Source organism: Vibrio chagasii, assembly GCF_024347355.1.
GTDB classification, from domain to species: Bacteria; Pseudomonadota; Gammaproteobacteria; order Enterobacterales; family Vibrionaceae; genus Vibrio; species Vibrio chagasii.
This window is the reverse complement of the sequence record NZ_AP025465.1, coordinates 1,162,306-1,186,102: the sequence shown is the minus strand read 5'-3', so window position 1 is coordinate 1,186,102 and position 23,797 is coordinate 1,162,306. Positions and strand designations below refer to the sequence as shown.

At 43.9% G+C, this 23,797-nt stretch carries 24 protein-coding genes, 1 riboswitch and 1 other annotated feature; of the genes, 10 read left to right on the top strand and 14 right to left on the bottom strand.

Going from position 1 to position 23,797, the window contains the following annotated elements; translation table 11 throughout:
- Positions 1-320: 320 nt before the first annotated feature.
- Entirely contained in the window at positions 321-1,628 is a 1,308-nt protein-coding gene (locus OCV52_RS05490) for an ATPase (RefSeq protein ID WP_137407802.1), read from the bottom strand.
- A 260-nt stretch (positions 1,629-1,888) separates the two neighbouring features.
- On the opposite strand from OCV52_RS05490, the gene OCV52_RS05485 reads away from it, so the two are divergent.
- From OCV52_RS05485 to OCV52_RS05475, 3 genes are all read left to right on the top strand, one after another.
- The gene (locus tag OCV52_RS05485; protein WP_008223560.1) at positions 1,889-2,119 is read left to right on the top strand and encodes a TIGR02647 family protein; all 231 of its coding nucleotides are present in this window, start codon (positions 1,889-1,891) and stop codon (positions 2,117-2,119) included.
- 112 nt (positions 2,120-2,231) lie between these two features.
- Positions 2,232-3,086: an NAD(P)H-binding protein gene (locus OCV52_RS05480; RefSeq protein WP_137407803.1), complete on the top strand. Its 855-nt coding sequence runs from the start codon at positions 2,232-2,234 to the stop codon at positions 3,084-3,086.
- Positions 3,079-3,726, top strand: coding sequence for a YdcF family protein (locus OCV52_RS05475; RefSeq protein ID WP_198778793.1), 648 nt, complete (start codon positions 3,079-3,081; stop codon positions 3,724-3,726). Before OCV52_RS05480 ends, OCV52_RS05475 begins: the two co-directional genes overlap by 8 nt.
- Before the next feature lie 100 nt (positions 3,727-3,826).
- On the opposite strand, the gene OCV52_RS05470 is transcribed toward OCV52_RS05475, so the two are convergent.
- Together OCV52_RS05470 and cysS are read right to left on the bottom strand one after the other, a co-directional pair.
- Positions 3,827-4,405 (bottom strand): thymidine kinase, encoded by a 579-nt coding sequence (locus OCV52_RS05470; protein ID WP_137407804.1) that lies wholly within the window; start codon positions 4,403-4,405, stop codon positions 3,827-3,829.
- Between the two features lie 97 nt (positions 4,406-4,502).
- On the bottom strand, positions 4,503-5,888 hold the full coding sequence (gene cysS, locus OCV52_RS05465; protein ID WP_137407805.1) for a cysteine--tRNA ligase: 1,386 nt from the start codon (positions 5,886-5,888) through the stop codon (positions 4,503-4,505).
- 189 nt (positions 5,889-6,077) lie between these two features.
- Between cysS and OCV52_RS05460 the strand changes: the two genes are divergently transcribed.
- The 4 genes from OCV52_RS05460 (at position 6,078) to OCV52_RS05445 (ending at position 9,346) form a co-directional block, all read left to right on the top strand.
- Entirely contained in the window at positions 6,078-6,572 is a 495-nt protein-coding gene (locus OCV52_RS05460; RefSeq protein ID WP_004742032.1) for a peptidylprolyl isomerase, read from the top strand.
- Between the two features lie 78 nt (positions 6,573-6,650).
- Positions 6,651-7,397 (top strand): UDP-2,3-diacylglucosamine diphosphatase, encoded by a 747-nt coding sequence (gene lpxH / locus OCV52_RS05455; RefSeq protein ID WP_137407806.1) that lies wholly within the window; start codon positions 6,651-6,653, stop codon positions 7,395-7,397.
- 111 nt (positions 7,398-7,508) lie between these two features.
- Positions 7,509-8,720, top strand: a complete 1,212-nt coding sequence (locus OCV52_RS05450; protein ID WP_137407807.1) for an EAL and HDOD domain-containing protein — start codon at positions 7,509-7,511, stop codon at positions 8,718-8,720.
- Positions 8,721-8,836: 116 nt separating this feature from the next.
- Positions 8,837-9,346, top strand: coding sequence for a YchJ family protein (locus tag OCV52_RS05445; protein ID WP_137407808.1), 510 nt, complete (start codon positions 8,837-8,839; stop codon positions 9,344-9,346).
- Between the two features lie 170 nt (positions 9,347-9,516).
- On the opposite strand, the gene hisIE is transcribed toward OCV52_RS05445, so the two are convergent.
- The 9 genes from hisIE to OCV52_RS05400 all read right to left on the bottom strand — a co-directional run bounded on the left by hisIE (position 9,517) and on the right by OCV52_RS05400 (position 18,750).
- Positions 9,517-10,152 (bottom strand): bifunctional phosphoribosyl-AMP cyclohydrolase/phosphoribosyl-ATP diphosphatase HisIE, encoded by a 636-nt coding sequence (gene hisIE, locus OCV52_RS05440; protein WP_137407809.1) that lies wholly within the window; start codon positions 10,150-10,152, stop codon positions 9,517-9,519.
- The gene (hisF, locus tag OCV52_RS05435; RefSeq protein WP_137407810.1) at positions 10,149-10,922 is read right to left on the bottom strand and encodes an imidazole glycerol phosphate synthase subunit HisF; all 774 of its coding nucleotides are present in this window, start codon (positions 10,920-10,922) and stop codon (positions 10,149-10,151) included. Before hisF ends, hisIE begins: the two co-directional genes overlap by 4 nt.
- Positions 10,904-11,641, bottom strand: a complete 738-nt coding sequence (gene hisA, locus OCV52_RS05430) for a 1-(5-phosphoribosyl)-5-[(5-phosphoribosylamino)methylideneamino]imidazole-4-carboxamide isomerase (protein WP_004742025.1) — start codon at positions 11,639-11,641, stop codon at positions 10,904-10,906. Before hisA ends, hisF begins: the two co-directional genes overlap by 19 nt.
- A gap of 43 nt (positions 11,642-11,684) precedes the next feature.
- Positions 11,685-12,299 (bottom strand): imidazole glycerol phosphate synthase subunit HisH, encoded by a 615-nt coding sequence (gene hisH / locus OCV52_RS05425; protein ID WP_102423424.1) that lies wholly within the window; start codon positions 12,297-12,299, stop codon positions 11,685-11,687.
- A gap of 9 nt (positions 12,300-12,308) precedes the next feature.
- Positions 12,309-13,397: a bifunctional histidinol-phosphatase/imidazoleglycerol-phosphate dehydratase HisB gene (hisB, locus tag OCV52_RS05420; RefSeq protein ID WP_137407811.1), complete on the bottom strand. Its 1,089-nt coding sequence runs from the start codon at positions 13,395-13,397 to the stop codon at positions 12,309-12,311.
- 132 nt (positions 13,398-13,529) lie between these two features.
- A complete protein-coding gene (gene hisC / locus OCV52_RS05415) occupies positions 13,530-14,570 on the bottom strand; it encodes a histidinol-phosphate transaminase (RefSeq protein ID WP_137407812.1) in 1,041 nt (346 codons plus the stop codon).
- A gap of 9 nt (positions 14,571-14,579) precedes the next feature.
- A complete protein-coding gene (hisD, locus tag OCV52_RS05410) occupies positions 14,580-15,881 on the bottom strand; it encodes a histidinol dehydrogenase (RefSeq protein ID WP_137407813.1) in 1,302 nt (433 codons plus the stop codon).
- Positions 15,881-16,777, bottom strand: coding sequence for an ATP phosphoribosyltransferase (hisG, locus tag OCV52_RS05405; RefSeq protein ID WP_061031761.1), 897 nt, complete (start codon positions 16,775-16,777; stop codon positions 15,881-15,883). The genes hisD and hisG overlap by 1 nt, the downstream gene beginning before the upstream one ends.
- A 53-nt stretch (positions 16,778-16,830) precedes the next feature.
- Positions 16,831-16,967: a sequence feature (His leader region), on the bottom strand.
- Between the two features lie 190 nt (positions 16,968-17,157).
- Positions 17,158-18,750: a Na+/H+ antiporter NhaC family protein gene (locus OCV52_RS05400; protein ID WP_137407814.1), complete on the bottom strand. Its 1,593-nt coding sequence runs from the start codon at positions 18,748-18,750 to the stop codon at positions 17,158-17,160.
- 112 nt (positions 18,751-18,862) lie between these two features.
- A riboswitch (Lysine riboswitch) is annotated at positions 18,863-19,040 on the bottom strand.
- A gap of 364 nt (positions 19,041-19,404) precedes the next feature.
- Here OCV52_RS05400 and OCV52_RS05395 point away from each other — a divergent pair.
- On the top strand, positions 19,405-19,815 hold the full coding sequence (locus tag OCV52_RS05395) for an H-NS family histone-like protein (protein WP_061031763.1): 411 nt from the start codon (positions 19,405-19,407) through the stop codon (positions 19,813-19,815).
- A gap of 211 nt (positions 19,816-20,026) precedes the next feature.
- On the opposite strand, the gene OCV52_RS05390 is transcribed toward OCV52_RS05395, so the two are convergent.
- On the bottom strand, positions 20,027-21,331 hold the full coding sequence (locus OCV52_RS05390; RefSeq protein ID WP_137407815.1) for an inosine/guanosine kinase: 1,305 nt from the start codon (positions 21,329-21,331) through the stop codon (positions 20,027-20,029).
- Between the two features lie 102 nt (positions 21,332-21,433).
- Entirely contained in the window at positions 21,434-21,703 is a 270-nt protein-coding gene (locus OCV52_RS05385; protein ID WP_102426520.1) for a hypothetical protein, read from the bottom strand.
- Between the two features lie 203 nt (positions 21,704-21,906).
- On the opposite strand from OCV52_RS05385, the gene mnmA reads away from it, so the two are divergent.
- Both mnmA and hflD read left to right on the top strand, forming a co-directional pair.
- On the top strand, positions 21,907-23,043 hold the full coding sequence (mnmA, locus tag OCV52_RS05380; protein WP_137407816.1) for a tRNA 2-thiouridine(34) synthase MnmA: 1,137 nt from the start codon (positions 21,907-21,909) through the stop codon (positions 23,041-23,043).
- A gap of 43 nt (positions 23,044-23,086) precedes the next feature.
- Positions 23,087-23,704 carry a high frequency lysogenization protein HflD gene (hflD, locus tag OCV52_RS05375; RefSeq protein WP_061031766.1) on the top strand — a complete coding sequence of 206 codons (618 nt, stop codon included), beginning with the start codon at positions 23,087-23,089 and terminating at the stop codon, positions 23,702-23,704.
- The last annotated feature ends 93 nt before the right edge of the window (positions 23,705-23,797 follow it).

Here is a 23,797-nt window from a genome sequence, read left to right as displayed (position 1 = left end):
CCTCTCTTTCATTTCTTAATTCAAGAGCTATTTTAAGCCTTAATTCTCCTCACCAACCAAGAACACGCCAAACCTGGAATGATATTGAAATTTCATACGACTTTAGTAGTAAAAAGAAAAGTCTGGTGAATGAAATTTCACCAACGATAAAAACAACACATCTATAAATATCAACAAGTTACGTTAAAGCCTAAGAAATGGCGTACACTAAAACCGTGTTTTTAAGGCTTTTATTTCTAGATTTTGACATAGATCAACAGAACGTAAAAAAGCGCCCTCAGGCGCTTTTAACTCAATCACAGTTCAAGAGATTCGTTGTCTTAAACCGACGGTTCAATCACTTCTTCAGACACAGATTCTAAAGCAGCATCCGTACGGTCTGGTTCCGGACTAGGGAGTGCTAGATCAGGATCGCTTTCGTTAGCAACTTTACCACCAAGCGTCTTCAGGCTGTCCACTAGCTCTTCTAAGCTCTTAATATGTGCATCACTCTTGGTTATCTGTTCGTCGAGAAGTTGACTACGTTTTGTTGCTTCTGACAACTGCTGCGCCTGCTGCTGGTTTGCGTTTTCTAATGTCGCAACTTGTTCAGTTAGAGACTCGATTTCAGATTTCAGCAAAGCTGTCATGTCTGAGCTTTTAAGCGCTTTAATGCTGGCAACAATTTTTTGAGACTGAAGACGTAGCACAACGTCACGGTAATCTTCATCGTTGATCACTTGTGAAATGCTTAATAGCTGATTTTCAGCATTCAACACCGATTGCTCGAACTTGTCCCCTTTTATGCTCGCAAGTACTTTAACTTCATGAGCGACACTTCGTACGTGGTCTAACTCAAACTCCGCAGCCTTAACAGCATCTTCAATGATAGACTTTTCACGAGGGCTCGCTTTGACCTGATTCTCAGCTAACGCGATTTGTGCAGAGGCCTTAGCAAAGGTCAACGGCACAACGTCATCAAAATCTTCATCTTCTAAATACTCTAATTCGTCTTTTAACGGTTCGATGTATTTCTTATGTGCGACTTTCACTTCCAACAGCCGAGCATTGTTGAGGAATTCAACTTGAGCTTCTTGAGCGTCTTCTAGCTCATCAACTAATACATACTCAAATAGTTCACTGTATTCTGAATACAAACGCTTATAACTCGAAGCAAACATGGTGTCAGCACCAAGGTATTTTAGGTAATCCATTTGCACGATCGAATCAGCAAGTACTCTATCCGCTTTTTTCTTAAGCACTAGGATTGCGTCATAGTTTGATTTGATTAGTGCGATTTTCTCGTCGAAGGCTTCAGCGTAAGTTAAGCTCGAAAAAATAGAATAACTTTTAGTCAGACGCGTTTCGTCTTTTAGTAAATCGGCATAAATACTTTCAGCGTCTTCCCATGCGTCTAGCAACTCATTGTAATTCTCTGGAGCATAGAGAGACAATTGAGCATGACTTTCAAGCTTGGATTGCCACTCTGCGTAAACAACCTGTACTGAATGAAAAGAACGGACCTCTGCTGCAGATTCATTGTTGTTATTTGTGGTTTGATTTGCGTCTGTCTGCTCTGAGGGTGTGCTTTGACAACCTGAGATTGCAAATAGCATGCTAAGAACTAATGCTACTTTGTTTGCTCTCACTGATGCATTTCCTTTTTTGTACAATATTAGCTGAATGCAATATATTTCTAGTTCAACAATATATTACAACCATTTAGCAATAAACATCATTCGCCATTTAAGTGGGCACAAATCACTCAATCCAACCAAAATAACTTCACCATGCGACGATTAATCATTCAATTTGGTATCAGTTATCAAATCTATTTATTTGCTGTTGCTTGAGCCGGGAATGCGCACTAAGGTGAAGGTAGAGAACGTTATGAATTTATAGGTTAATTATGAAGTACAACGCTGAACATATTGCTGATTTAAACCTCCTTCTTCAATTTGATGTAAGTAGCGCTGCTACCGGCATTAAAGTTCATCAAGAGGCTAGCCAAGAGACTCAAGACGCCGTTAAGCGCCTATTCGAAAAAAACCTTTGTACTCAACCAGACGGTGGTTACCTAACCGATGAAGGTATTGAGATGGCAGAGCGTGCAGACAAGCTACTTCGCGTACTTAAATAAAGCGCTACTGTTATAGTAAAAACTCCACTCGCTTCGGCCGTGGAGTTTTTTCATTTTTGGCCAAAGGTTTGTTAGGCTTATTAAATCCCTAGCTTGTCGTTGTGAGGAAAAGATGGCTTCTATATTTATTGTTGGTGCTGGATGGGTAGGCGCACCTTTATCTGAACACCTAGAAAGACATGGCAATCGCGTCGTCGTCACTAAAACGACCCAAGCAGGTGCAGACACGCTCAGTAGTAAACGTATTCCCTGCGAAGTATTCAGCTTTGACTCGTCAAACCCTGATCAAACCATGGGACAACTCTACTCTTTGCTGCTCGAAAACAACTCCGAGATAGTAATTGGCAGCTTCCCTCCCGGCTTTAGAAAAGGCGCAGGAAAAGAGTATGCCGACTATTGGCAGTTACTTATTAGCGCTTGCCAAAAAGCCAATATTAAAAAGCTCATCATGGTCAGTTCAACGACGGTATACCCAACTAAACCGGGCATTCTTTATGAAGATGACGCATCACTTGCGCTTGCACTCGCTGACAGCGATCAGGCTAACTCATTTTCCGATAACGCACGAATCATGCTTCAAGCTGAACAATCGGTAATAGATTCTGATATCGATTACACCATCCTTCGTTTTAGTGGATTGATTGGCCCAAATCGTCACCCATCAAGATTTGCTAGTAAACTAAAGCAAGTGAGTAACCAAGCCCCAGCGAATATGCTGCACCTTGATGATGCGATTGGTGCGGTTGATTTTGCAATCAGTCACCTGCATAACGAAGTCGCGAATGTGACAACGCCAAACACAGTAAGCAAAGCGGAGTTCTATGCTGCAGCCTTAAAGAGCGCGAATAGTAACGAGCCACTTCCACCTATTGTTAATGACCCAGACAAACTGATCTCTTCAAAAAAGATTCTCGACTTAGGCTATTCGTTTAAGTTTGAATCCACATTGGACGCTCTTCATGACTAAACAACCATTAAATAAGCTGCACCGTTCGATCGATACGCTTTGGAATTTCATGTCTATGGGTCATAAAGTTGAGCCTTCAGACTGTATTTTTGTGTTATGTAGCAACGACAGAAGAGTCGCGGAATATGCGGCCGAGCTTTATCACCAAAAAATAGCGCCCTACATCGTTTTTTCCGGTGGTGTTGGACGCTTCACTGAAGGCAATTTTGACCGTTCAGAGGCCGAAACCTTTGCGGCGATTGCGCGAGACAGTGGTGTACCGGAATCTGACATTATCATTGAAAAACAGGCGACTAATACTGGTGAAAATGTCCGCTTTACATACGAATTGCTTACTGAGTGTGGCTTATCCCCGAAAAAACTGACCTTAGTGCAGAAGCCTTTTATGGAGAAACGAACCTACGCCACCTTCAGTAAACAATGGCCTGAAGAGACAACGGAAATAACCGTAACCTCCAAATGGCAGGACTGGGTCGATTACTTTAATGAAGAGTTGCCATTAGATATGGTGTTAGGCGCATTGGTGGCGGATTTTGAACGCATTAAATCGTACCCCGCTAAAGGTTTTCAGATTGAAATGCCTATCCCAGAGGAAGTGGATCACGCCTATCAAGCGATTAAGAAACTCGGCTTTGAATAGATAGCGATAACCAATAAAAACAAAAAAACGGTGGCACTGAGCCACCGTTTTTTGTTCCATTACTTTGTATTTCAGTTATCACCGAAATATTGAAAAACGCTTATTTACATAGCGCTTCTTTGTAGTGAAGGCGACATACAGACACGTATTTATCGTTGCCACCAATTGCCACTTGATCACCTTCCGCGATCGCGACACCGTGCTCATCGGTACGGATTACCATGTTCGCTTTGCGGCCACAGTGGCAGATGGTTTTCAGTTCCACCAGCTTATCAGCCCAAGACAGTAGATACTTACTTCCTTCAAACAGCTCACCAAGGAAGTCTGTTCTTAGCCCGTAACAAAGCACAGGGATATGCAGTTTATCCACCACTTCTGTTAGCTGATATACCTGCTCTTTCGACAAGAACTGACACTCATCGATCAGTACACAGTGACGCTTTTCTTGCTCGTTCAGCTCGTTAATCGCTTCAAAAAGATTCGTGTCACTCTTAAAAAGCTGTGCTTCAGATTGAAGACCAATTCGAGAGCTCACTTTACCAATACCGTAGCGATCATCGAGTGCTGCCGTAAAGATCACCGGCGTCATGCCACGTTCTTGGTAGTTAAATGAAGATTGAAGAAGCGTTGTTGATTTACCCGCATTCATTGCCGAGTAGTAAAAATACATCTGAGCCACAGAAATATTCCTGTCTAATAAAGTTGAATATAGAAAAGGTGAAATTCGAGAATTTTTGCTAGAAAAAAGGGCTGAAAATCAGCCCTTTTTTATAAGATTACTTACGACGCCAAGTCGTACCTTCTGGGCCGTCTTCCAGAACGATGCCTAACTCGTTTAACTTATCACGAGCAAGATCGGCATTTGCCCAATCTTTTGAAGCACGAGAGTCGTTACGCAGTTTGATCAGAGCTTCGATTTCAGCCACTTCGTCATCATTACCCGCAGCATCACCTTGTAGGAATGCTTCTGGATCTTGGTGAAGAATACCGATGATGTCCGCTAGTTCACGCATCAACGCACCAAGTCCACTCGCCTTTTCAATGCTTTCTGTCTTGATACGGTTGATTTCACGAGCCATTTCAAACAGCACTGAGTATGCTTCTGGCGTATTGAAGTCATCGTTCATTGCTGTAGAGAAACGAGTTACGTACTCTTCACCACCAGCAGGTGCAGCAGTAAGGTCTAGGCCACGAAGTGACGTGTATAGGCGCTCAAGCGATGCACGAGCTTGGTTTAGGTTGTCTTCGCTGTAGTTTAGCTGGCTACGGTAGTGACCAGACATTAGGAAGTAACGAGCCGTTTCCGCATCGTAGTGTGTCAGTACATCACGAATAGTGAAGAAGTTACCTAGAGACTTAGACATCTTCTCTCTGTCTACCATCACCATGCCACTGTGCATCCACGTGTTTACATAGTCAGTACCATGTGCACAGCAAGATTGTGCGATTTCGTTCTCGTGGTGTGGAAACTGAAGGTCAGAGCCACCACCGTGGATATCGAAGTGATTACCAAGGATTGATGAGTTCATTGCAGAACATTCGATGTGCCAGCCCGGACGACCTGGGCCCCATGGTGATTCCCATGTTGGTTCACCCGGCTTAGACATTTTCCAAACCACGAAATCTAACGGACTACGTTTTGCAGAGTCAACATCAACACGAGCACCAGCTTGAAGCTGATCGAGGTCTTGCTTGGAAAGCTTGCCGTATTCGTCAAACTTCTTAACTTCAAACATTACATCGCCGTTGCTTGCTACATAAGCAAAACCACGTTCAATCAGCTTTTCTACAAGCTCAATGATTTCAGTAATGAATTCCGTTGCACGAGGCTCAACGTCTGGACGCTTCATGTTCAACGCATCGAAGTCTGCATGCATTTCACCAATTAGGCGCTCAGTCAGAGAATCGCAAGACTCACCGTTTTCGTTCGCACGCTTAATGATTTTGTCGTCGATGTCTGTGATGTTACGAACGAACGTTAGGTCGTAACCTAAGTAACGCAGGTAGCGAGTCACAACGTCGAAAGAAACGAACGTACGGCCATGACCAATATGACAGAGATCGTATATGGTTACCCCACAGACATACATGCCGACTTTGCCAGCTGTAATTGGTTTGAATTCCTCTTTCTGTCTTGTGAGCGTGTTATATATCTTTAGCATGATCTCTATCTATTTTATGGATTAATCAAAATAAGCCCGCAGTATAACAAGTCATACCTTAATAGGTAATACCTTTCACCACCAAATCGGCTAAACTCCTTGTTATCTATTGACGATTTCGTATTTTGAAACTCAATCAAACTAGGCTAGAATCGCCTTTCATATTAAAAATACAGTAAGGTAATAATCATGATCATCCTTCACACAAATTTTGGTGACATCAAAGTTCAACTAAACGAAGAAAAAGCACCAGAAACAAGCGCAAACTTCCTACAGTATTGCCGTGACGGTTTCTACGACAACACACTATTCCACCGTGTTATCGATGGTTTCATGATTCAAGGCGGCGGTATGACTTCTGGCCTTAAAGAAAAAGCGACTCGCGCAACTATCAAGAACGAAGCAAATAACGGCCTAGCGAACAAAGTTGGTACGCTAGCTATGGCTCGTACTATGGAACCGCATTCAGCGAGCTCTCAGTTCTTCATCAACGTAAACGACAACTCTTTCCTTAACTTCCGTAGCGAAAGCCTAGACGGTTGGGGTTACTGTGTATTCGCAGAAGTTGTAGAAGGCATGGACGTAGTAAACAAGATCAAAGGTGTTAGCACTGGTTCTATGGGTATGCACCAAGACGTACCACTAGAAGAAGTGATCATCACTGGTACAACAATCGAAGCTTAATTTAGCCTTCGATTCGTATTCACCATTGATACATCATAATTAGGACAAGGGAGCACTCGCTCCCTTTTTTCAAACTGTATGAAAACATATTTTATCTCAGACCTGCACCTTGCTCCGTCACGACAAGACATCACGGACTGCTTCCTAACCTTCATGAAAAATGAAGCGGTAGAAGCCGATGCGCTCTACGTGTTAGGCGACCTTTTCGAGTTCTGGATTGGTGACGACGACAAGAGCGAGTTCGCGACTTCTATTCGCCAAGCGTTTATCGATTTGGTGAAAACAGGCGTACCCTGTTACTTCACGCAAGGTAACCGTGACTTTTTGGTCGGTAAAAGATTTGCAAAACAGACTGGTGTGCAGCTTCTAGACGAAGTGACAACTATCGATATCTACGGACGAAAAGCCGTGGTACTGCATGGCGACACTCTATGCACTGAAGATGTCAAATACCTCGCCTTCCGTGAAAAAGTCCATCAACCATGGCTACAGTGGATCTTCAACAGAATCCCATTCTTCATTAAAAAGAAGATCGTCTCTAAGGTTCAGTCAGATATTAAAGATGACAAACAGACCAAATCTTTGGACATCATGGACGTAACACAGCAAGAGGTCGAAAACGTGATGGAGAAAAACAATGTTGATCTCATGATCCACGGCCATACCCATCGTCCAAACGTCCACACTTTTGATGCTAATAATTGCACTAAAACTCGTATCGTACTTGGTGATTGGTATACACAAGGCTCTGTACTGGTCTTTACTCCACAAAGTTTTGAACTACAGAATCGAGCGTTTAGCAACAGCTTTCAACAACAGTCTTAAACTTTCAGTTTGATTGTTATAGTGGGTCAGAGTTTCTTCGATTGTGTATGGTAATTTCTAGCAAATTAGCTATTATCTCTCTATCAGAAGTAAACCGAACACAGTACCAATTTGAAATATTCATACGTAGCGCGTCAACCCATACTCGATGCAGATAAGAAAACCATAGGTTACGAGTTGCTATTCAGGGATGGTCCTAAGAACACTTTCCCTGAAGTTGAACCGGAGCTCGCTACAAGCCGTTTGCTATCTGACCATTTCTTGTCGACCCACTACAATACTTTGGGTGATAAGCTGGGTTTTGTTAATTTTCCCTATGCAAGCCTGATCAACTTAGTCCCGACTCTGTTCCCCAAAGAAAGTTTAGTCGTTGAGGTTCTTGAAGACTGCGAACCGACCGATGAGTTACTTGAAGCAATTAAGACTATCTATGATGCGGGCTACACCATCGCTCTGGATGACTTTGTTCCAAGTAAGGCGTGGAAGCGCTTCTTACCTTACGTATCGATTATCAAATTCGACATCCGTCTGATACCTATCGAAAAAGCCTCAATATTTATGAGCTCTATGCAAGGGCTGGATATCAAGTTTCTTGCCGAGAAAGTAGAGACTTACGAGGAATATCAGCAAGCAAACAAAGCCGGTTTCAGTTACTTCCAAGGGTATTTCTTCAGCAAACCTGAAATGATCCAGACTCGCGCTCTCAACCCCGCTTTTCTGACCATCGTCCAGCTTCTGAAAGAGATCGCCAACGATCCTATCGATTTTGGTGAAGTAGAACGACTGATCACATTAGACGTGACGCTATCCTATAAGCTACTAACCTACGTAAACTCAGCAGGTGGTTCAGCAACCACGATCCGCTCGTTCCGCCAAGCACTGGTTTATTTAGGCGAGCAGAAACTGCGTAAATTTGTATCTCTCGTAGCGATAGCATCGGCGAAAGAAGACAAACCAGATTCACTTTATGGCTTAGCGGTGATTCGCGCTCGTCAATGCGAACTGCTAGTCGAAAAGATGAACGTGAAGGTTGAACCCGGACAAGCTTTCTTAACCGGTATGTTCTCGTTATTGGATTCATTGTTTGATCAACCGTTAAAGCAAGTGCTGGATTCAGTACCAATTGACGAAGAGATAAAACAAGCACTAATACTACGCAAAGGTGTATTAGGCGCGGTCTTGGCCATGGTGGTCGCTTATGAGCAAGCTCGATGGGATGAAGCAACTCGCATTCGTAATCTCCTCAAACTCAGCGAGGCTCAACTCGGCCTTGCCTATGACGAAGCGACGGCTTGGGCTCAAGATTTATTAGCTCCCGCCTAAACATCAGGAATCTACTTAAATTGAAACTACACTTTGGTGAGCTTTAGTTTCTTGTTAAACTCCAACGCATTCATTTATGGCCTCTTACTCAGAGGCCATTTTTACAGGATTTGACTATGTCTTTATGCCCATGTGGTAGCAACAATACTTACCCAAAGTGCTGTGAATCAGCACACCTTGATCACAGCTCAGTTGAAACGCCAGAGCAGTTGATGCGCTCTCGTTATTCCGCGCATGTTTTAGGATTGGTCGATTATGTGGTTGCTACCTATCATCCTAGTTGCAATGCCGAAGAACAAAGAGAAGGCATTGCAGATTCGATCAACAGTGATTGGGCGGGGCTAGAGGTTATCGATACCGCGGAAGGTTCTCACGAAAACGAGGGCTTTGTTGAGTTTAAAGCCTATTTTAATGAGGATGGCGCGCAATACTGCATGCAAGAACGTTCTCGGTTCGTTCGTGAAAACGGCCTTTGGTTCTATATCGATGGTGAATATCCAGAACAAAGCCAACCTGAACCTGAGATTGACCCTCGCCTAAACCAAACCGTAGAGAGCTTTAAGATCGGTCGTAATGATCCGTGTATCTGTGGCAGTGGTAAGAAATACAAGAAGTGCTGCGGTTAACTCGCGCAACTAGGAAGTCAGCTTAATAGAAGAGATTCCTGATGTCGCTAACGCTCCTCGGAGTGACGAGACATAAAGACAAAGAACTCGACTCATAAATTGACACTAAAAAGCCCCGTAAACGCAATGTTTGCGGGGCTTTACTTATCTAGATGTATCCTAAAGATAGATTACTTATGGCGCTCTTTAAGTTTATTCACTACGTCGTTCATTGATAGACCTTGGTCTTGAAGAAGAACCATTAGGTGGTAAATCAAATCCGCAGATTCACACACTAATTCCGCCTTATCGCCCGACGTCGCCGCAAGCGCGACTTCAACGCCTTCTTCGCCCACTTTTTGCGATATACGCTTGGTGCCACGGGCATATAAACTGGCAGTGTAAGAAGAGTCAGGATCTGCGTCCTTGCGGGCAGCCAGTAGCTGCTCAAGTTGATGAAGCCACACCATCTGAGACTCTTCCTGTGGATCAGAATCCCAGCATGTTGTTGTACCCAAGTGGCATGTAGGGCCAATTGGATTGACTTTAACCAACAACGTATCGTTGTCGCAATCCAGTGACATATTCACCAGTTGCAGAACATTTCCTGACGTCTCACCTTTAGTCCAAAGGCGCTCTTTAGTACGAGAGAAGAAGGTCACTTGACCTGTTTCGCCCGTCTTTGCTAACGCATCTTGGTTCACGTAACCCATCATCAGCACTTGGCTTGACTGGAAATCTTGTACAATCGCAGGAACGAGACCGTCGTCTTTATCCCAATTGATACGTTCAGCTAGCGTATTTACTTCTGTCGCTGCAAAACTCATAGACGCACCTCTACACCTTGTTGTTTTAGATACTGCTTTAATTCACCAATATTGATGACTTGTTTATGGAATACTGAAGCAGCGAGCGCTCCATCCACATTAGTTTTGTTATAAGCTTCAGCAAAGTGCTCCATTGCACCTGCGCCACCCGAAGCAATCAGAGGCACCTTACACACTTCACGCACCATGTTGAGCTGCTCAAGGTCGTAACCGTTTTGAACACCATCTTGGTTCATCATATTTAGTACGATTTCACCTGCGCCACGCTTTTGTACTTCCTGCACCCAATCTTTGGTTTCCCATTTGGTTGCTTTAGTACGCGCTTCATCGCCTGTGAATTGATAAACCTGATACTTACCAGTCTCTTTATCGAAGTATGAATCGATACCAACAACGATACACTGTACGCCGAACTTATCCGCAAGATCAGTGATCAGTTGTGGATTAGCCAGTGCTGGCGAGTTGATGGATACTTTATCAGCTCCAAACTCTAGAATGCGCGCTGCATCTTCTGCTGATTTAATACCACCAGCGACACAGAAAGGAATATCGATTACCTCTGCGACACGCTTTACCCAACTCTTATCAACAACACGGCCATCACTTGATGCCGTGATATCGTAAAATACTAATTCATCCGCGCCCTCTTCTGCATAGCGCTGTGCTAGCGGAACGATGTCGCCAATGATTTCGTGGTTACGGAACTGAACGCCCTTAACCACTTGTCCGTCACGGACATCCAAACAAGGGATTATTCGCTTTGCCAGCATGCAAATGCCTCCTCTGCGGTGAACTTACCATCAAGTAGCGCACGACCAACAATCACACCAGCCACACCGCTACCTTTTAGAGCTTCGATGTCTGCTAGGCTGCCAATGCCGCCCGATGATTGGAACTGAACCTGCGGGTACTGCTTACAAAGATCCACGTAAAGCTCTACGTTTGATCCTTCTAGCGTGCCATCACGAGAGATATCAGTACATAGAACGTGCTTAAGGCCAACGGTCAGGTAATCTTCAATCAGTGCTTCAATAGTCACACCAGAATCTTCCTGCCAACCTGAAATCGCAACTTTGCGAGTGCCGTTTTCGTCGATGTTGATATCCAGAGCAAGAACAATTTTTTCAGCGCCATACTTTTCCATCCAGCCTTTAACAAGCTCTGGCTGTTTAACTGCCGTTGAACCAACAACAACACGTTGTGCTCCTGCTTCCAGTAGGTCAATCACATCTTGCTCATTACGTACACCGCCGCCAATTTGAATGTTAGCAGGCGTGCTATCAAGTAGCTTAGCGATCAGGTCCAACTGGCGAGCTGTCGTGTCTTTTGCACCTGTTAAATCAACAAGGTGCAACCAGCCAGCACCAGCTTGGTGATATAAGTTGAACTGCTCTGCTGGGTCTACTTTGTATTCTGTTACTTGACCGTAATCCCCTTGGAATAAGCGAACTACTTGGCCTTCAATTAAATCTAATGCGGGAATAATCATTTACATTCCTTATATGGCAACGTTAGCCGCTGCCTAATCCTTATTACAATTCCAAGAAGTTCTGAATCAGCTTAGAACCAGCTTTTGATGAGCGTTCAGGGTGGAACTGAACACCATAATAGTTACCGCTTTGGACTGCTGCGGTAAACGGATTGCCGTAATCACACTGTGCGATGGTGTAGTCACCTACTGGCATTGCGAAGCTGTGAACGAAGTAAAAGTACTCGCCTTCTTCAATGTCTTTAAATAGAGGGTGATTCGGTGTTGCAGTGACGGTATTCCAACCCATGTGTGGCAGTGGTAAATCGCCCGTATCCAGTAAACGAACTTCACCCTCACACAAGCCTAAACATTCAACTAGCTCGTCGGCCTTTTGGCCTTTTTCTTGAGATAACTTACCAAGAAGCTGCATGCCTAAACAAATGCCAAGCAGAGGCTTCTCTACTTGCTTTACAAGAGCGACAAGATCGCGCTCTTGTAAGTTTTTCATTGCTTCACTTGCTGTACCTACACCTGGCAGGAATAGCTTGTCGGCTGCAAGAACCACTTCAGGCTCTTTTGATATTTCAACAGTGTAACCTAGACGTTCAATCGCAAATTTAACCGATGAGACGTTGGCACAACCAGTATCAATAATAACTACTTTCTGCTCTTTCATACCGATTCCTTACAGAACGCCTTTGCTGCTCGGTAACTCGTTACCTTCAACTTTGATTGCTTGGCGCAGAGTACGACCAAATGCTTTGAATAGGCTCTCAATGATGTGGTGATCATTATTGCCAGCAGAAGAAAGGTGTAGCGTACAAGCTAGCGTGTCAGTTAAAGAACGGAAGAAGTGAACCACCATTTCCGTTGACAGGTCACCCACTTGCTCACGGCTGAACTTAGCATCGAACTTCAAGTACGGGCGACCAGAAAGGTCTAACGCACACTGAGCCAGACACTCATCCATAGGTAGGCTAAAGCCAAAGCGGCCAATGCCACGTTTGTCACCTAGCGCGTCTTTCAGAGCTTGGCCTAACGCAAGTGCTGTGTCTTCTACTGTGTGGTGATCATCAATGTGCAGGTCGCCTTTCACGGTCAGGTTCATTTGGAAACCACCGTGTGTCGCGATTTGATCAAGCATGTGGTCAAAGAAACCCATGCCTGTATCGATCTTGTTGCCACCGGTTTCATCAAGGTTTACCGCTACCTTGATGTCAGTTTCTTTGGTGGTACGAACCACTTCAGCAACACGCGCGTTAACCGTTAGGTCTTTTACAATTTGTGGCCAGTTTAGCGTGCCTTCCGTTTCAGCATCTGGGCCATATTGAATACCGCGGATTGCCATGTTCTCTGCAAGTTGAAGATCCGTTACTCGATCGCCAATCACAACAGAGTGTTGGAAGTCGACTTTACCGCCCTGCAGATATTCTTTAACCATCCCTAGCTTAGGCTTTCGGCAAGAGCAATTGTCTTCGTCAAAGTGAGGGCAAATAAGCACGTCATCAAACTTTACGCCTTGAGCTTCGAAGAAATCCATCATCATATTGTGTGGCGCATCGAAATCTTCTTGTGGGTAGCTATCAGTACCAAGGCCATCTTGGTTAGTTACCATCACTAGACGGTAACCAGCATCTTGCAATGCAAGTAGGCTAGGAATCACTAGCGCTTCAAATTTTAGTTTGTCTAAACGGTCTACTTGGAAATCGACTGGCGGCTCAACAATTAAGGTGCCATCGCGGTCTATAAAAAGTGTTTTCTGTTGTTTACTCACTTGAACTTCCTTTTAATTTTAAATCTGGTGGCCTAGCAAAAATCAAACGCTAACCCAAAATATTGATTTCATTTGTCAGCCTATTATTCATCGAATAAAGGCTAACAAATGTTATTACTGGCAAGCCTTTCGCTACTGATAAAAGTTACGAATGAATCCAAGTGTCTTTTCGCACTCTTCCCGGTTACCAATACTAATTCGAACACAGTCTTCAATTGGCGAATTACGTAAGATAATGCCACTGTCCCATGCCGCTTTAAACAATTCGTCACCGTTCGGGAATTTAACCAAAAGGTAGTTACCCCAACCATCAAATACCGTAACGTTAGGCATCCCCATTAGGCCTGCCTGTAAGTATGCTCGGTTAGCGCTCAAGTCCAAAACCTGAAACTTTGCTCTTGCAAGACCTTGCTCTGAAAGTGCTTGAACCGCGATATCCGCAACAGGGATTGGCACCGGGTATGGCGCAATCACTTTCAACAATACATCGATAAGCTCTTGGTTCGCCAGCGTAAAGCCACAGCGTAGTCCAGCCAATGCAAAAGCTTTAGACAAGGTACGCAGAATCGCTAGATTCGGGTATTGCTCAAGTAAATCAACGGTTGACGCTTCTGGGCAGAAGTCGATGTACGCTTCATCCATCACAACAATTGCTTTATCTTGGGTCATCTCAAGTAGCTTGATGATGTCCTTACGTTCAACCAAATTACCAGTCGGGTTATTTGGGCTACAAACAAACACAACTTTCACGTTGTCTAGCTGAGCTTCAATCGCTGGAAGGTCAAGTTGCCACTCTGCGGTTAGAGGAACAACTTTACGCTCAACACCAATCGTCTCAGCGCTAATCGCGTACATACCATAGGTTGGTGGGCAGTAAAGAATAGCGTCTTCGTTCGGCTCACAAAAAGCACGAATCAGCAGTTCAATACCTTCATCGGCACCACGTGTTGTCAGAGTTTGCTCTGATTTCACACCTGCATATTGAGCATAAGCATCAATCAACTCTTTAGGCTGGCATTCGCTGTAGCGATTGAGACGAGACAGGTTTAAGTTGTACTCGTTATCGAATGGGGATTCATTGGCGTTTAACCAAACGTCACCCGTGCCGCCAATGCGTCTTGCAGACAAGTAAGGTGTAAGAGCCTGAACTTGTTTTCTCGCTAACTTTTCCATGCCCTGCCCTTATTTTGCTTGGTTTAACTTTTCAACTCGGATGGTCACAGCGCGTTTGTGTGCATCCAAGCCTTCGGCTTCCGCCATTGTTACTACAGTCGGAGCCAGACCTTTTAAGCCATCGGCTGTCAGTTCTTGCACCGTCATACGTTTAGAGAAATCAGCTAAACCAAGGCTAGAGTATGTCTTGGTGTAGCCGTAAGTCGGCAATACGTGGTTAGTGCCAGAGGCATAGTCGCCTGCAGATTCTGGAGACCAATCGCCAAGGAAGATAGAGCCTGCATTGTCTAGCAATGGCAGCAATTCACGTGGGTTCTTGGTTTGAACGATCAAGTGTTCAGGACCGTAGAAGTTTGAAATCGCTATCGCTTGAGTGATGGATTCAGCAATGATGATTAGGCTTGATGCCAACGCTTGCTGAGCGATACTCGCGCGAGACAGCTCTTTCAATTGTTTTTGAACGGCTTCGGTCACTTGATCCGCAATCAATGGAGAAGGTGTGACCAACACCACTTGAGAATCAGGGCCGTGCTCCGCTTGGCTCAACAAGTCAGCTGCAATGAAGTCTGCGTCTGCTGTTTCATCAGCAATCACTAACACTTCTGACGGACCAGCTGGCATATCAATCGCCGCGCCACGGAAGTCGTTGCTCACTTGGCGTTTCGCTTCAGTTACGAAGGCATTACCTGGGCCGAAAATCTTATCGACTTTAGCAACGCTTTCCGTACCGTAAGCCATCGCAGCAACCGCTTGACCACCACCAACGTTGTAAACCTCATCGATCTTACAAAGCTTAGCGACGTACAAAATCTCGTCAGCGATTGGTGGAGGCGAACAAAGCACAACCTTACGACAGCCTGCGATTTGAGCGGGAACACCTAACATAAGAACCGTTGACGGAAGCGGCGCACTGCCACCTGGGATGTACAGACCAACCGTGTTAATTGCACGTGTCACTTGCTCACACACAACACCTTGTTGCGTCTCAACCTTAATTGGCTGAGGTTTCTGAGCTTCGTGGAACTTAGCAATATTGCTGTAAGCTTGTTCTAGCGCCTGCTTCATTTCTGGAGTTAGACGAGCGCTCGCTTCTTCAATCTCATCTGAACTTACTCGAATTGATTTTGGAGTCACGCGGTCAAACTTCTCAGTCAGTTCTTTAAGCGCTGCATCGCCCTCATTTCGTACTTTTGCAATAACATCAGAAACTGTCGCTGTGATGTTTACACCTTCAGTAACAGCGGGACGCTCTAATACCGAGTCTTGCTGTGACTCACTTAAAGATTGCCAAACAACGGTTCTCATCGTCATTACCCCATCATTTTTTCGATTGGTAGTACTAGAATCGAGCTTGCGCCTAACTCTTTCAGCTGTTCCATCGTTTCCCAGAACAAGTTCTCGGTACTTACTAGGTGAACAGCTACTTTATCTTTATCCGTTGATAGTGGAAGAACCGTTGGATCTTCAGCACCAGGCAGTAGTGCTTTGATTTGCTCCAGCTGAGAAGTTGGCGCGTGTAGCATGATGTACTTCGATTCTTTCGCTTGTTGAACACCCTGCATACGAGTCAGTAGTTTTTCAATCAATGCTGTTTTGTCTGCGTCGAATTCACCAGTACGTTGAATCAAGGTCGCTTTAGATTGGAAAATCACTTCCGCTTCTTTTAGGCCGTTTGCTTCTAGCGTAGCACCAGTAGAAACCAAGTCCGCGATTGCGTCTGCAAGGCCAGCGCGAGGAGCTACTTCAACCGAGCCTGTTAGCATACAAGTGCTGAAATCAACACCCTGTTCGTCCATGTAGGCTTTAAGTAGTTGTGGGTAGGTTGTTGCAATACGCTTGCCCGCTAGATCTTGTGGGCCGTTGTACTCTTCATCTTTGTTAATTGCGATAGATAAACGGCAGCCACCGAAATCTAGACGACGTAGTGTTTCGAACTCTGCAGGCTCTTTAAGAGCAAGGCGATCTAGACGAACTTCTTCAAGCTCATTTTCACCGATAAAACCAAGGTCAACCACACCGTCCATGATAAGACCTGGGATGTCGTCATCACGAACTAATAGCAGGTCAATTGGCATATTTAGTGAATGAACGACTAGGCGCTCACCCATGATGTTAAATTTAACACCACATTTTTTTAGTAGGTCTTGGCACTCTTTACTTAAGCGACCTTTCTTTTGAATTGCGATTCTTAGGCGTTGTGTCTGCATTGCTGTATCCCTGTGCAAATATTTGAATTTATTGATTATTTAAAAGCGCTAAAACTAAAAAACCCTCGGAAGACTCTGTCATCCCGAGGGTTTAAATCTAAATTCTTTTGACTTAACCTCCGGGAGTAATCTTGCTCCCGGGTATACGTAAATCTCCCCGAAAGACTAGATAGGGTGATGATGGTGATGAATGTTCATTACTAATTTACGCATACTTATCAGCTCTTAGGTTGTTTGCTGTCTTGTCTCCACACTAACTAAGGTAAGATCCTTTTTCAACCATTTATTCGAACTTTTTTCACGAAACTTAAAATTAAATTAACAGGCATAAAAAAGGGAGGCCAACGCCTCCCTGATAGTTTACTGATTAACTTTCGTTTTTAGCTTTTACATGTCGCCATTTTGCAACGAGAGAAATAAGCCAGAGCGAAACATACAGCTACGAACGTTAGTGCTGCAGCGCTGAATGCGATACCGATAGAAGCTGTAATACCTAAGGTAATAAAGCCAATACACGATACAAATGCGACTGACAGCGCGTACGGAAGCTGTGTCGATACGTGGTCGATGTGGTTACAACGAGCACCAGTAGAAGACAGAATCGTCGTATCAGAGATTGGAGAACAGTGGTCACCAAATACTGCACCCGCTAGAACCGCACTTAACATAGGAAGAATCAGTGCGATATCCGATGCTGCTGCCATGTCACCTGCGATAGGTAGCATGATACCGAACGTACCCCATGAAGTACCTGTAGAGAACGCCATAACGCCTGCTAGAAGGAACAAGATAACTGGTAGCCAGTGGTAATCGATGCTGCCCGTTACTAGAGATGATAGGTACGAACCTGTTTTCATGTCACCGATTACAGAACCGATAGTCCAAGCGAACACAAGGATTAGGATAGCGCCAAACATAGAGCTCGAACCGATCCACATCGTTCTTGCGATGTCTGCCATAGATAGCTTCTGCTTAAATACAGTCGCTAGCGCAACAAGAAGACCGATGATGCCACCGTAAACAAGAGATTTACCAACATCTGTATTTTCGAATGCACCAAGTAGGTTAAACGCTTGACCATCAGCAGCTAACGCTTGACCGCCTGTGTAAAGCATTGCTGCAACTGTCGCTACGATCAATGAAACGATCGGCATGATTAGGTCAGAAACAGAACCGTTCTCGCTCTCTTCGATATCTAGCTCTTCGTTTAAATCGTGAGCTTGCTGGCTATCGTTGTCACCTTCAAAACCACGGCCTTGAGACGCTTCGATTTCGTGATCGCGCATCTTACCAACATCTAGACCGAACCATGCAACTGCAAATACCATAAGCAGTGCGAACACAGCGTAGAAGTTCATTGGAATAAGACGAACGTAAGCACCCAGTGCAGAATACTCAGTCACACCGTGTGTTACTAGGATGCCACCGATGATGGTAATGATGTAAGCACCCCAGCTAGAAGCGGGCATGATCACACACATTGGTGCAGCTGTAGAATCAAGAATATAAGCTAGCTTAGCGCGAGATACGTAGAAACGGTCTGTAACAGGACGAGAGATTGCACCCACTGCCAAGCTGTTGAAGTAATCATCAACAAAGATGAATACACCTAAGAATGCAGCAAGCAGTTTTGAACCACGCTTGCTCTTAACTCGAGATTGAGCCCACTCAGCGAATGCACGAGTACCACCAGAAAGCGTTAATAGCGCTGTTGTCATTCCAAGAATAATTAGGAAAGCAATGATGCTCATGTTCCAAGTATTGATACCACCATCTTCGATGAAAACACCAGATGCTTTAGTAAATACGTAGCTAGCGGCATTACCTACTGAATAGTCAGCCAGTAAGATGGCACCCATAACGATACCGACACCCAAAGAAACCAATACACGGCGGGTAACAATAGCAAGACTTAAAGCCACAAGTGGCGGAAGCAAAGATAAAGGAGATGTTGCAAAATCTATTAAATTCATGATCTTCAAAAACCAGTTTTTTATTTGGCTAGAGATCTACTGCAGACAAACTTGATACGGCTGACCAAGTTCATGTTGAACTAAGCGAAAGGGAAGTGAACACTTCACCCAACCCTACAGTAGCGCTCCATAGTTTAAAATTAAGACTATGGCAGTGTTGTACCTATTGAGCACAACCCCAGCAAATTGCTTAGATATACAATTTACTTCGGCAATTACACCTTTCATTCCCGTTCATTGGCATCACCCCAACGAAAACTACTTTTTATAATTGCACCTCTACGTGCGACAACATTATTAACCAATCAAACAACAGTTTAACAAATGATTAACCAAAGCATCGCATCAGGTAGCCGCAATTGTACCCATCAAGAGCAACAATGCAACATATCATTCCGAGAAAAGCAGCTTTTTATTTATGAACTAATCAACCTAAGCGTAGTCAACATAAGGTAATTACTCCACCAGTCACATATCAGTTTTTAAGATAATCTTAATATCTATTATAAATTCAATAGAAAGGTGCATGGAAATTTTCAACTATTCATCTCACTTTTATATTTAAATATGTAATAGAAGAAATACTATTTGTTTTATTCCTAAGCTCTGTTTATTATTAGGTGGATTATTTAGTTTACCTTGATGGAAAATATCATGTCTGAATTAACAAAAACTCTATTAAATATCCGTAGCCTTCGCGCATTCTCACGTGAATTAACTCTTGAGCAACTAGAAGAAGCGCTAGACAAGCTAACTATTGTTGTACAAGAGCGTCAAGAGTCTGAAGCTGAAGAACGTGCAGCAAAAGCAGCACAAGAAGCTAAACTTTCTGCTATTGCTGAGCAAATTGCAAAAGACGGAATTGATGTTGCTGATCTTATTGCTGCACTTTCTGGTGAAGCAAAATCTAAAACAACAAAAGCAAAACGCGCTCCTCGCCCAGCTAAATACAAATACGTAGACGCAAACGGTGACGAGAAAACTTGGACAGGCCAAGGTCGTACGCCTTCAGCTATCCAAGAACAACTAGATGCTGGTAAATCTCTGGAAGATTTCGCTATCTAAGCGTTTAGTTTGCAGAGTGAGTAATCCAATTACCTACTAAGCAATAGAATTAATATTTAAGTCGACCAAAGTATTATTTACGGCTTCAATATATTCAGAAACAAAAAAGGCTCCGAAAGAAGCCTTTTTTATATTTTGTTACTCTTCAATGTTTTTTATAAACATAGATGCGCATTTGATAAACTCATGCGCACCAGATAAACAAAATCTCTTATCTTTCCCAGTACGCTTCTTCTAGGCTGTCTTCTCTTTCAGGAAGGCCGCGAGATAAACGTGGAGAGTGCTGAACCAATACTTCATAGCTCGCACGGTTTGAATATTTACAAACTTGTGAGAAAGAAGAATACGTCAAGAATGAATGCTGGTGCTTACTTGAGTTTGGCACGTTTTCTTTGTGGTACTTATTCGCTGCCATATCATGTAATAAAGCCGATAAAGCCGCATCACCTGCACCATTGGTATTTTTGATCTTCTCAGGACCGCCCATATAAGGCGCAATATGTGAATAAACTTTAGTAGGGTTTTCACATAAATCTTTATGAGCCGGACGGCTAAATTCATAACGGTTGAATTCAGCAATTGAACCTGGAAGCAAAGGCAGTGATGTTTCACGTTTCGCTGCGTCTTCCGTGTAACCCGCCATAAATAGACCAACAGGACCTGCAGTACATAGTACTAGGTCTACCCAGTCTAACGCCTTATCAGAAGCAGCGAGTGGATCGCTTTCGCCAGTTAGGGCTTCAGCTTCGTCTTCATTCATTGCAACAACCGTTACGTGTTGCTCTAAGAAATCTTTCCAGAATTCAGGATCGTCTTGAATAACAAATTTCGTACCCAGTGTTAAAACAACAGGCACATCGTATTTCTTCGCGTATTCGATCGCTTTCATTGTTGCTTCAGGCATAGGGTCACCTGGTTTACAACGAACCAAATAAGCAGTTAATACTAAAGCAGAAGCACTTTTGAAAATCTTTTCAGGAATACTTTCTGGATTTAGTTGGTTCATTTGACCTTCGCTAATTGCGAAAGTACGTTCACCGTCTTCAGTAATTAATGCAAAGCAGCGACCAATTGCGCCATCTACCCCTTGTAAATGGTTCAAATCCATTCTGCTTGATGTATTACATAAATAGCGGTAACCATAACTACCGATTTTAATATCTTGGCTCATTACGCCCAGCAGCGTTGAGCGGTCATCCGCCAGTACTGAATAGTTGTGTAATGTATTACCAATAGTGCCACCAGCATATTCGTTGGTAATTAAGCACTGTTCTTTGAGTTCTTGATATAAAGACTCAGCCGCTTCATCACCGATAACCAGTGAGTGTCCCTTACTTAAACCGTACTTCTCAATAAGTTCATAACTCACTTTTGCTTCAATATCCACCAAAGTTTGGTCAATACCGATAATATGAGTACGTGACATTCTTTTACTGCTTTGAGCTTGGCTCACTAATGGATCACGAGCGTGAACCGGAAAATAGTGCTTTGATTTACGTTGTCCAGGGAATTTCATAGGGCTAGTCTAAGTCAAGGGGAAATAGGTGGCGGATTCTACCGCGCTATATTTAACGCGGCAATCATTCAAACTATAGCAAACGTTTGCTGAGCTATTTTTTTATTCGCCTTCCATAAAGCTTAAATCAGGCAGCATCTCTAAATGCTCTGCATAACGCTTTTGGTTAAACTCTGCGCCATTTTTCATTACGTCAAATACTTCAACGGCAAGTGCACATGCCATTGCTGCAATTGCATCTTCACGCGCTGTGCCTGTCATCATCAGACGCATTAACGTCTCTTTTACCTTAATTGGCTGGCCGTCTTCTAGCTGATTTTCAATAATTTCAATCAACTGCTCTTCTTGCATAAATTCGTTTTGTTCAGACATTTTTTTATCTCAGGTCTTGGATTTCGAGCGACTATGCCACATATACTTCTGACATCCTAGCGACTCACCTCGCTCTCATGCGATTCCTAACAAACTCAGCGCACTATTTGTGCAAATGAAACTGTGATTCCGGTCTCGGATCTGTCACGGCGTTTCTCTTTCTGTTAGAATCTGCGACCAAGTAATAGTAACGGTGTTTAGACATGTCAGATATCAGCTCTGGAAACAGCGAAAAGAAAGTAATTGTCGGTATGTCCGGCGGTGTAGATTCGTCAGTATCGGCGTATCTTCTTCAGCAACAAGGCTATCAGGTAGAAGGCCTTTTCATGAAAAACTGGGAAGAAGACGATAACGAAGAATACTGCACAGCAGCTGAAGATCTTGCTGATGCTCAAGCGGTATGTGACAAACTAGGTATCCACCTTCACACTATCAACTTTGCTGCAGAATACTGGGACAACGTATTTGAATACTTCCTTGCGGAATACAAAGCAGGCCGTACGCCTAACCCAGATATTCTTTGTAACAAAGAAATCAAATTCAAAGCATTCTTAGAGTTTGCCGATGAAGTACTAGACGCAGACTACATTGCGATGGGTCACTATGTTCGTCGTACTTTCCCGACTCAAGAAGAACTAGAGGCTGGCGTTAAACCAGAAATGCTACGCGGTCTAGACAGCAACAAAGACCAAAGCTACTTCCTTTACACACTAAGCTCAGATCAAGTTGCGCGCAGCCTATTCCCAGTTGGTGAACTAGAGAAGCCTGAAGTTCGACGCATTGCTGAAGAGCAAGACTTAATCACCGCGAAGAAGAAAGATTCGACAGGTATCTGTTTTATCGGTGAGCGTAAGTTCACAGAGTTCCTTGGCAAATACCTACCAGCACAACCAGGTGATATCGAAACACCAGAAGGTAGAGTGATTGGTAAGCACAACGGTCTGATGTACCACACATTGGGTCAGCGTAAAGGCCTTCACATTGGTGGCACCAAAGGCGGTGGCGGTAACGAAGACCCTTGGTTTGTTGGCGAAAAAGACCTTAAACGTAATGTTCTGATTGCCGTACAAGGTAAGGATCACCCACTTCTAAAATCAGAAGGTTTGATCGCTTCTCAGCTTCATTGGGTAAATCGCACACCAATTACTGAAGTTATGACATGCACGGTAAAAACACGTTACCGTCAAACCGATATTCCTTGTACAATCATCCCAATTGATGACGAGAACATTAAGGTTATTTTTGACGAGCCACAAATCGCAGTGACCCCTGGTCAGTCTGCAGTATTCTACCAAGATGACGTATGTCTTGGTGGTGGTATCATCGAAAAACGCATCTAACTGATCGAACGACAAACGATAGAAGACAACTAGGAGTTACTACGTGGCTAATACACTTTATGACCGTACTATTGCTTTCGCCGGAATTTGCCAAGCTGTGGCTTTGGTTCAACAAGTAGCGAAAGACGGCCATTGTGATAAAGATGCCTTCGAAGCTTCACTCAGTGCTATTTTGAACACTAACCCAGCGAACACTGTGGGTGTTTTTGGGCGTGAAGCTAACCTAAAACTTGGGCTTGAGTGCCTAGTAAAAGGTATCGATAGTACTCCTGCTGGTAGCGATATTACTCGTTACATCATCAGCTTAATGGCGCTTGAACGTAAGCTATCATCTCGCAACGATTCTATGTCTCAGCTTGGTGACCGCATTCAAACAGCAGAGCGCCAGAGTGAACATTTCGACTTGTTTGATGAACAAATGATCAGCAACCTAGCGAGCATCTACCTTGATGTTGTAAGCCCAATAGGCCCTCGTATTCAGGTTTCTGGTACACCAGCGGTACTTCAACAAACCTCGAGTCAACACAAGGTTCGCGCCCTACTACTCTCAGGGATTCGAAGTGCTGTTCTATGGCGTCAAGTTGGCGGCAAACGTCGTCACCTTATCTTCGGTCGCAAGAAGATGATCGAGCAGGCTCAAATCCTATTAGCTCGAATGTAACTTATTAGCTCGCGCCTCGTCGCGAGCTTGTTTTTTGTATCAGTACAACTCTCACGCAAACGTTTGCGCAATGTGCGTGACAATTGAGATTGT

Excerpts from the sequence above, each read along its gene's own strand:
- hisIE (WP_137407809.1), bottom strand. The coding sequence starts at position 10,152 with ATGAGTTTTGCAGCGACAGAAGTAAATACGCTAGCTGAACGTATCAAT.
- hisH (WP_102423424.1), bottom strand. The coding sequence starts at position 12,299 with ATGAAAGAGCAGAAAGTAGTTATTATTGATACTGGTTGTGCCAACGTC.
- OCV52_RS05385 (WP_102426520.1), bottom strand. The coding sequence starts at position 21,703 with ATGTCTGAACAAAACGAATTTATGCAAGAAGAGCAGTTGATTGAAATT.
- mnmA (WP_137407816.1), top strand. The coding sequence starts at position 21,907 with ATGTCAGATATCAGCTCTGGAAACAGCGAAAAGAAAGTAATTGTCGGT.
- OCV52_RS05445 (WP_137407808.1), top strand. The coding sequence starts at position 8,837 with ATGTCTTTATGCCCATGTGGTAGCAACAATACTTACCCAAAGTGCTGT.
- OCV52_RS05480 (WP_137407803.1), top strand. The coding sequence starts at position 2,232 with ATGGCTTCTATATTTATTGTTGGTGCTGGATGGGTAGGCGCACCTTTA.
- OCV52_RS05395 (WP_061031763.1), top strand. The coding sequence starts at position 19,405 with ATGTCTGAATTAACAAAAACTCTATTAAATATCCGTAGCCTTCGCGCA.
- cysS (WP_137407805.1), bottom strand. The coding sequence starts at position 5,888 with ATGCTAAAGATATATAACACGCTCACAAGACAGAAAGAGGAATTCAAA.
- hisG (WP_061031761.1), bottom strand. The coding sequence starts at position 16,777 with ATGCAGACACAACGCCTAAGAATCGCAATTCAAAAGAAAGGTCGCTTA.
- hisF (WP_137407810.1), bottom strand. The coding sequence starts at position 10,922 with ATGCTGGCAAAGCGAATAATCCCTTGTTTGGATGTCCGTGACGGACAA.
- hisA (WP_004742025.1), bottom strand. The coding sequence starts at position 11,641 with ATGATTATTCCCGCATTAGATTTAATTGAAGGCCAAGTAGTTCGCTTA.
- OCV52_RS05460 (WP_004742032.1), top strand. The coding sequence starts at position 6,078 with ATGATCATCCTTCACACAAATTTTGGTGACATCAAAGTTCAACTAAAC.
- hisC (WP_137407812.1), bottom strand. The coding sequence starts at position 14,570 with ATGGAAAAGTTAGCGAGAAAACAAGTTCAGGCTCTTACACCTTACTTG.
- lpxH (WP_137407806.1), top strand. The coding sequence starts at position 6,651 with ATGAAAACATATTTTATCTCAGACCTGCACCTTGCTCCGTCACGACAA.
- OCV52_RS05390 (WP_137407815.1), bottom strand. The coding sequence starts at position 21,331 with ATGAAATTCCCTGGACAACGTAAATCAAAGCACTATTTTCCGGTTCAC.
- OCV52_RS05475 (WP_198778793.1), top strand. The coding sequence starts at position 3,079 with ATGACTAAACAACCATTAAATAAGCTGCACCGTTCGATCGATACGCTT.
- OCV52_RS05485 (WP_008223560.1), top strand. The coding sequence starts at position 1,889 with ATGAAGTACAACGCTGAACATATTGCTGATTTAAACCTCCTTCTTCAA.
- hisD (WP_137407813.1), bottom strand. The coding sequence starts at position 15,881 with ATGACGATGAGAACCGTTGTTTGGCAATCTTTAAGTGAGTCACAGCAA.
- OCV52_RS05400 (WP_137407814.1), bottom strand. The coding sequence starts at position 18,750 with ATGAATTTAATAGATTTTGCAACATCTCCTTTATCTTTGCTTCCGCCA.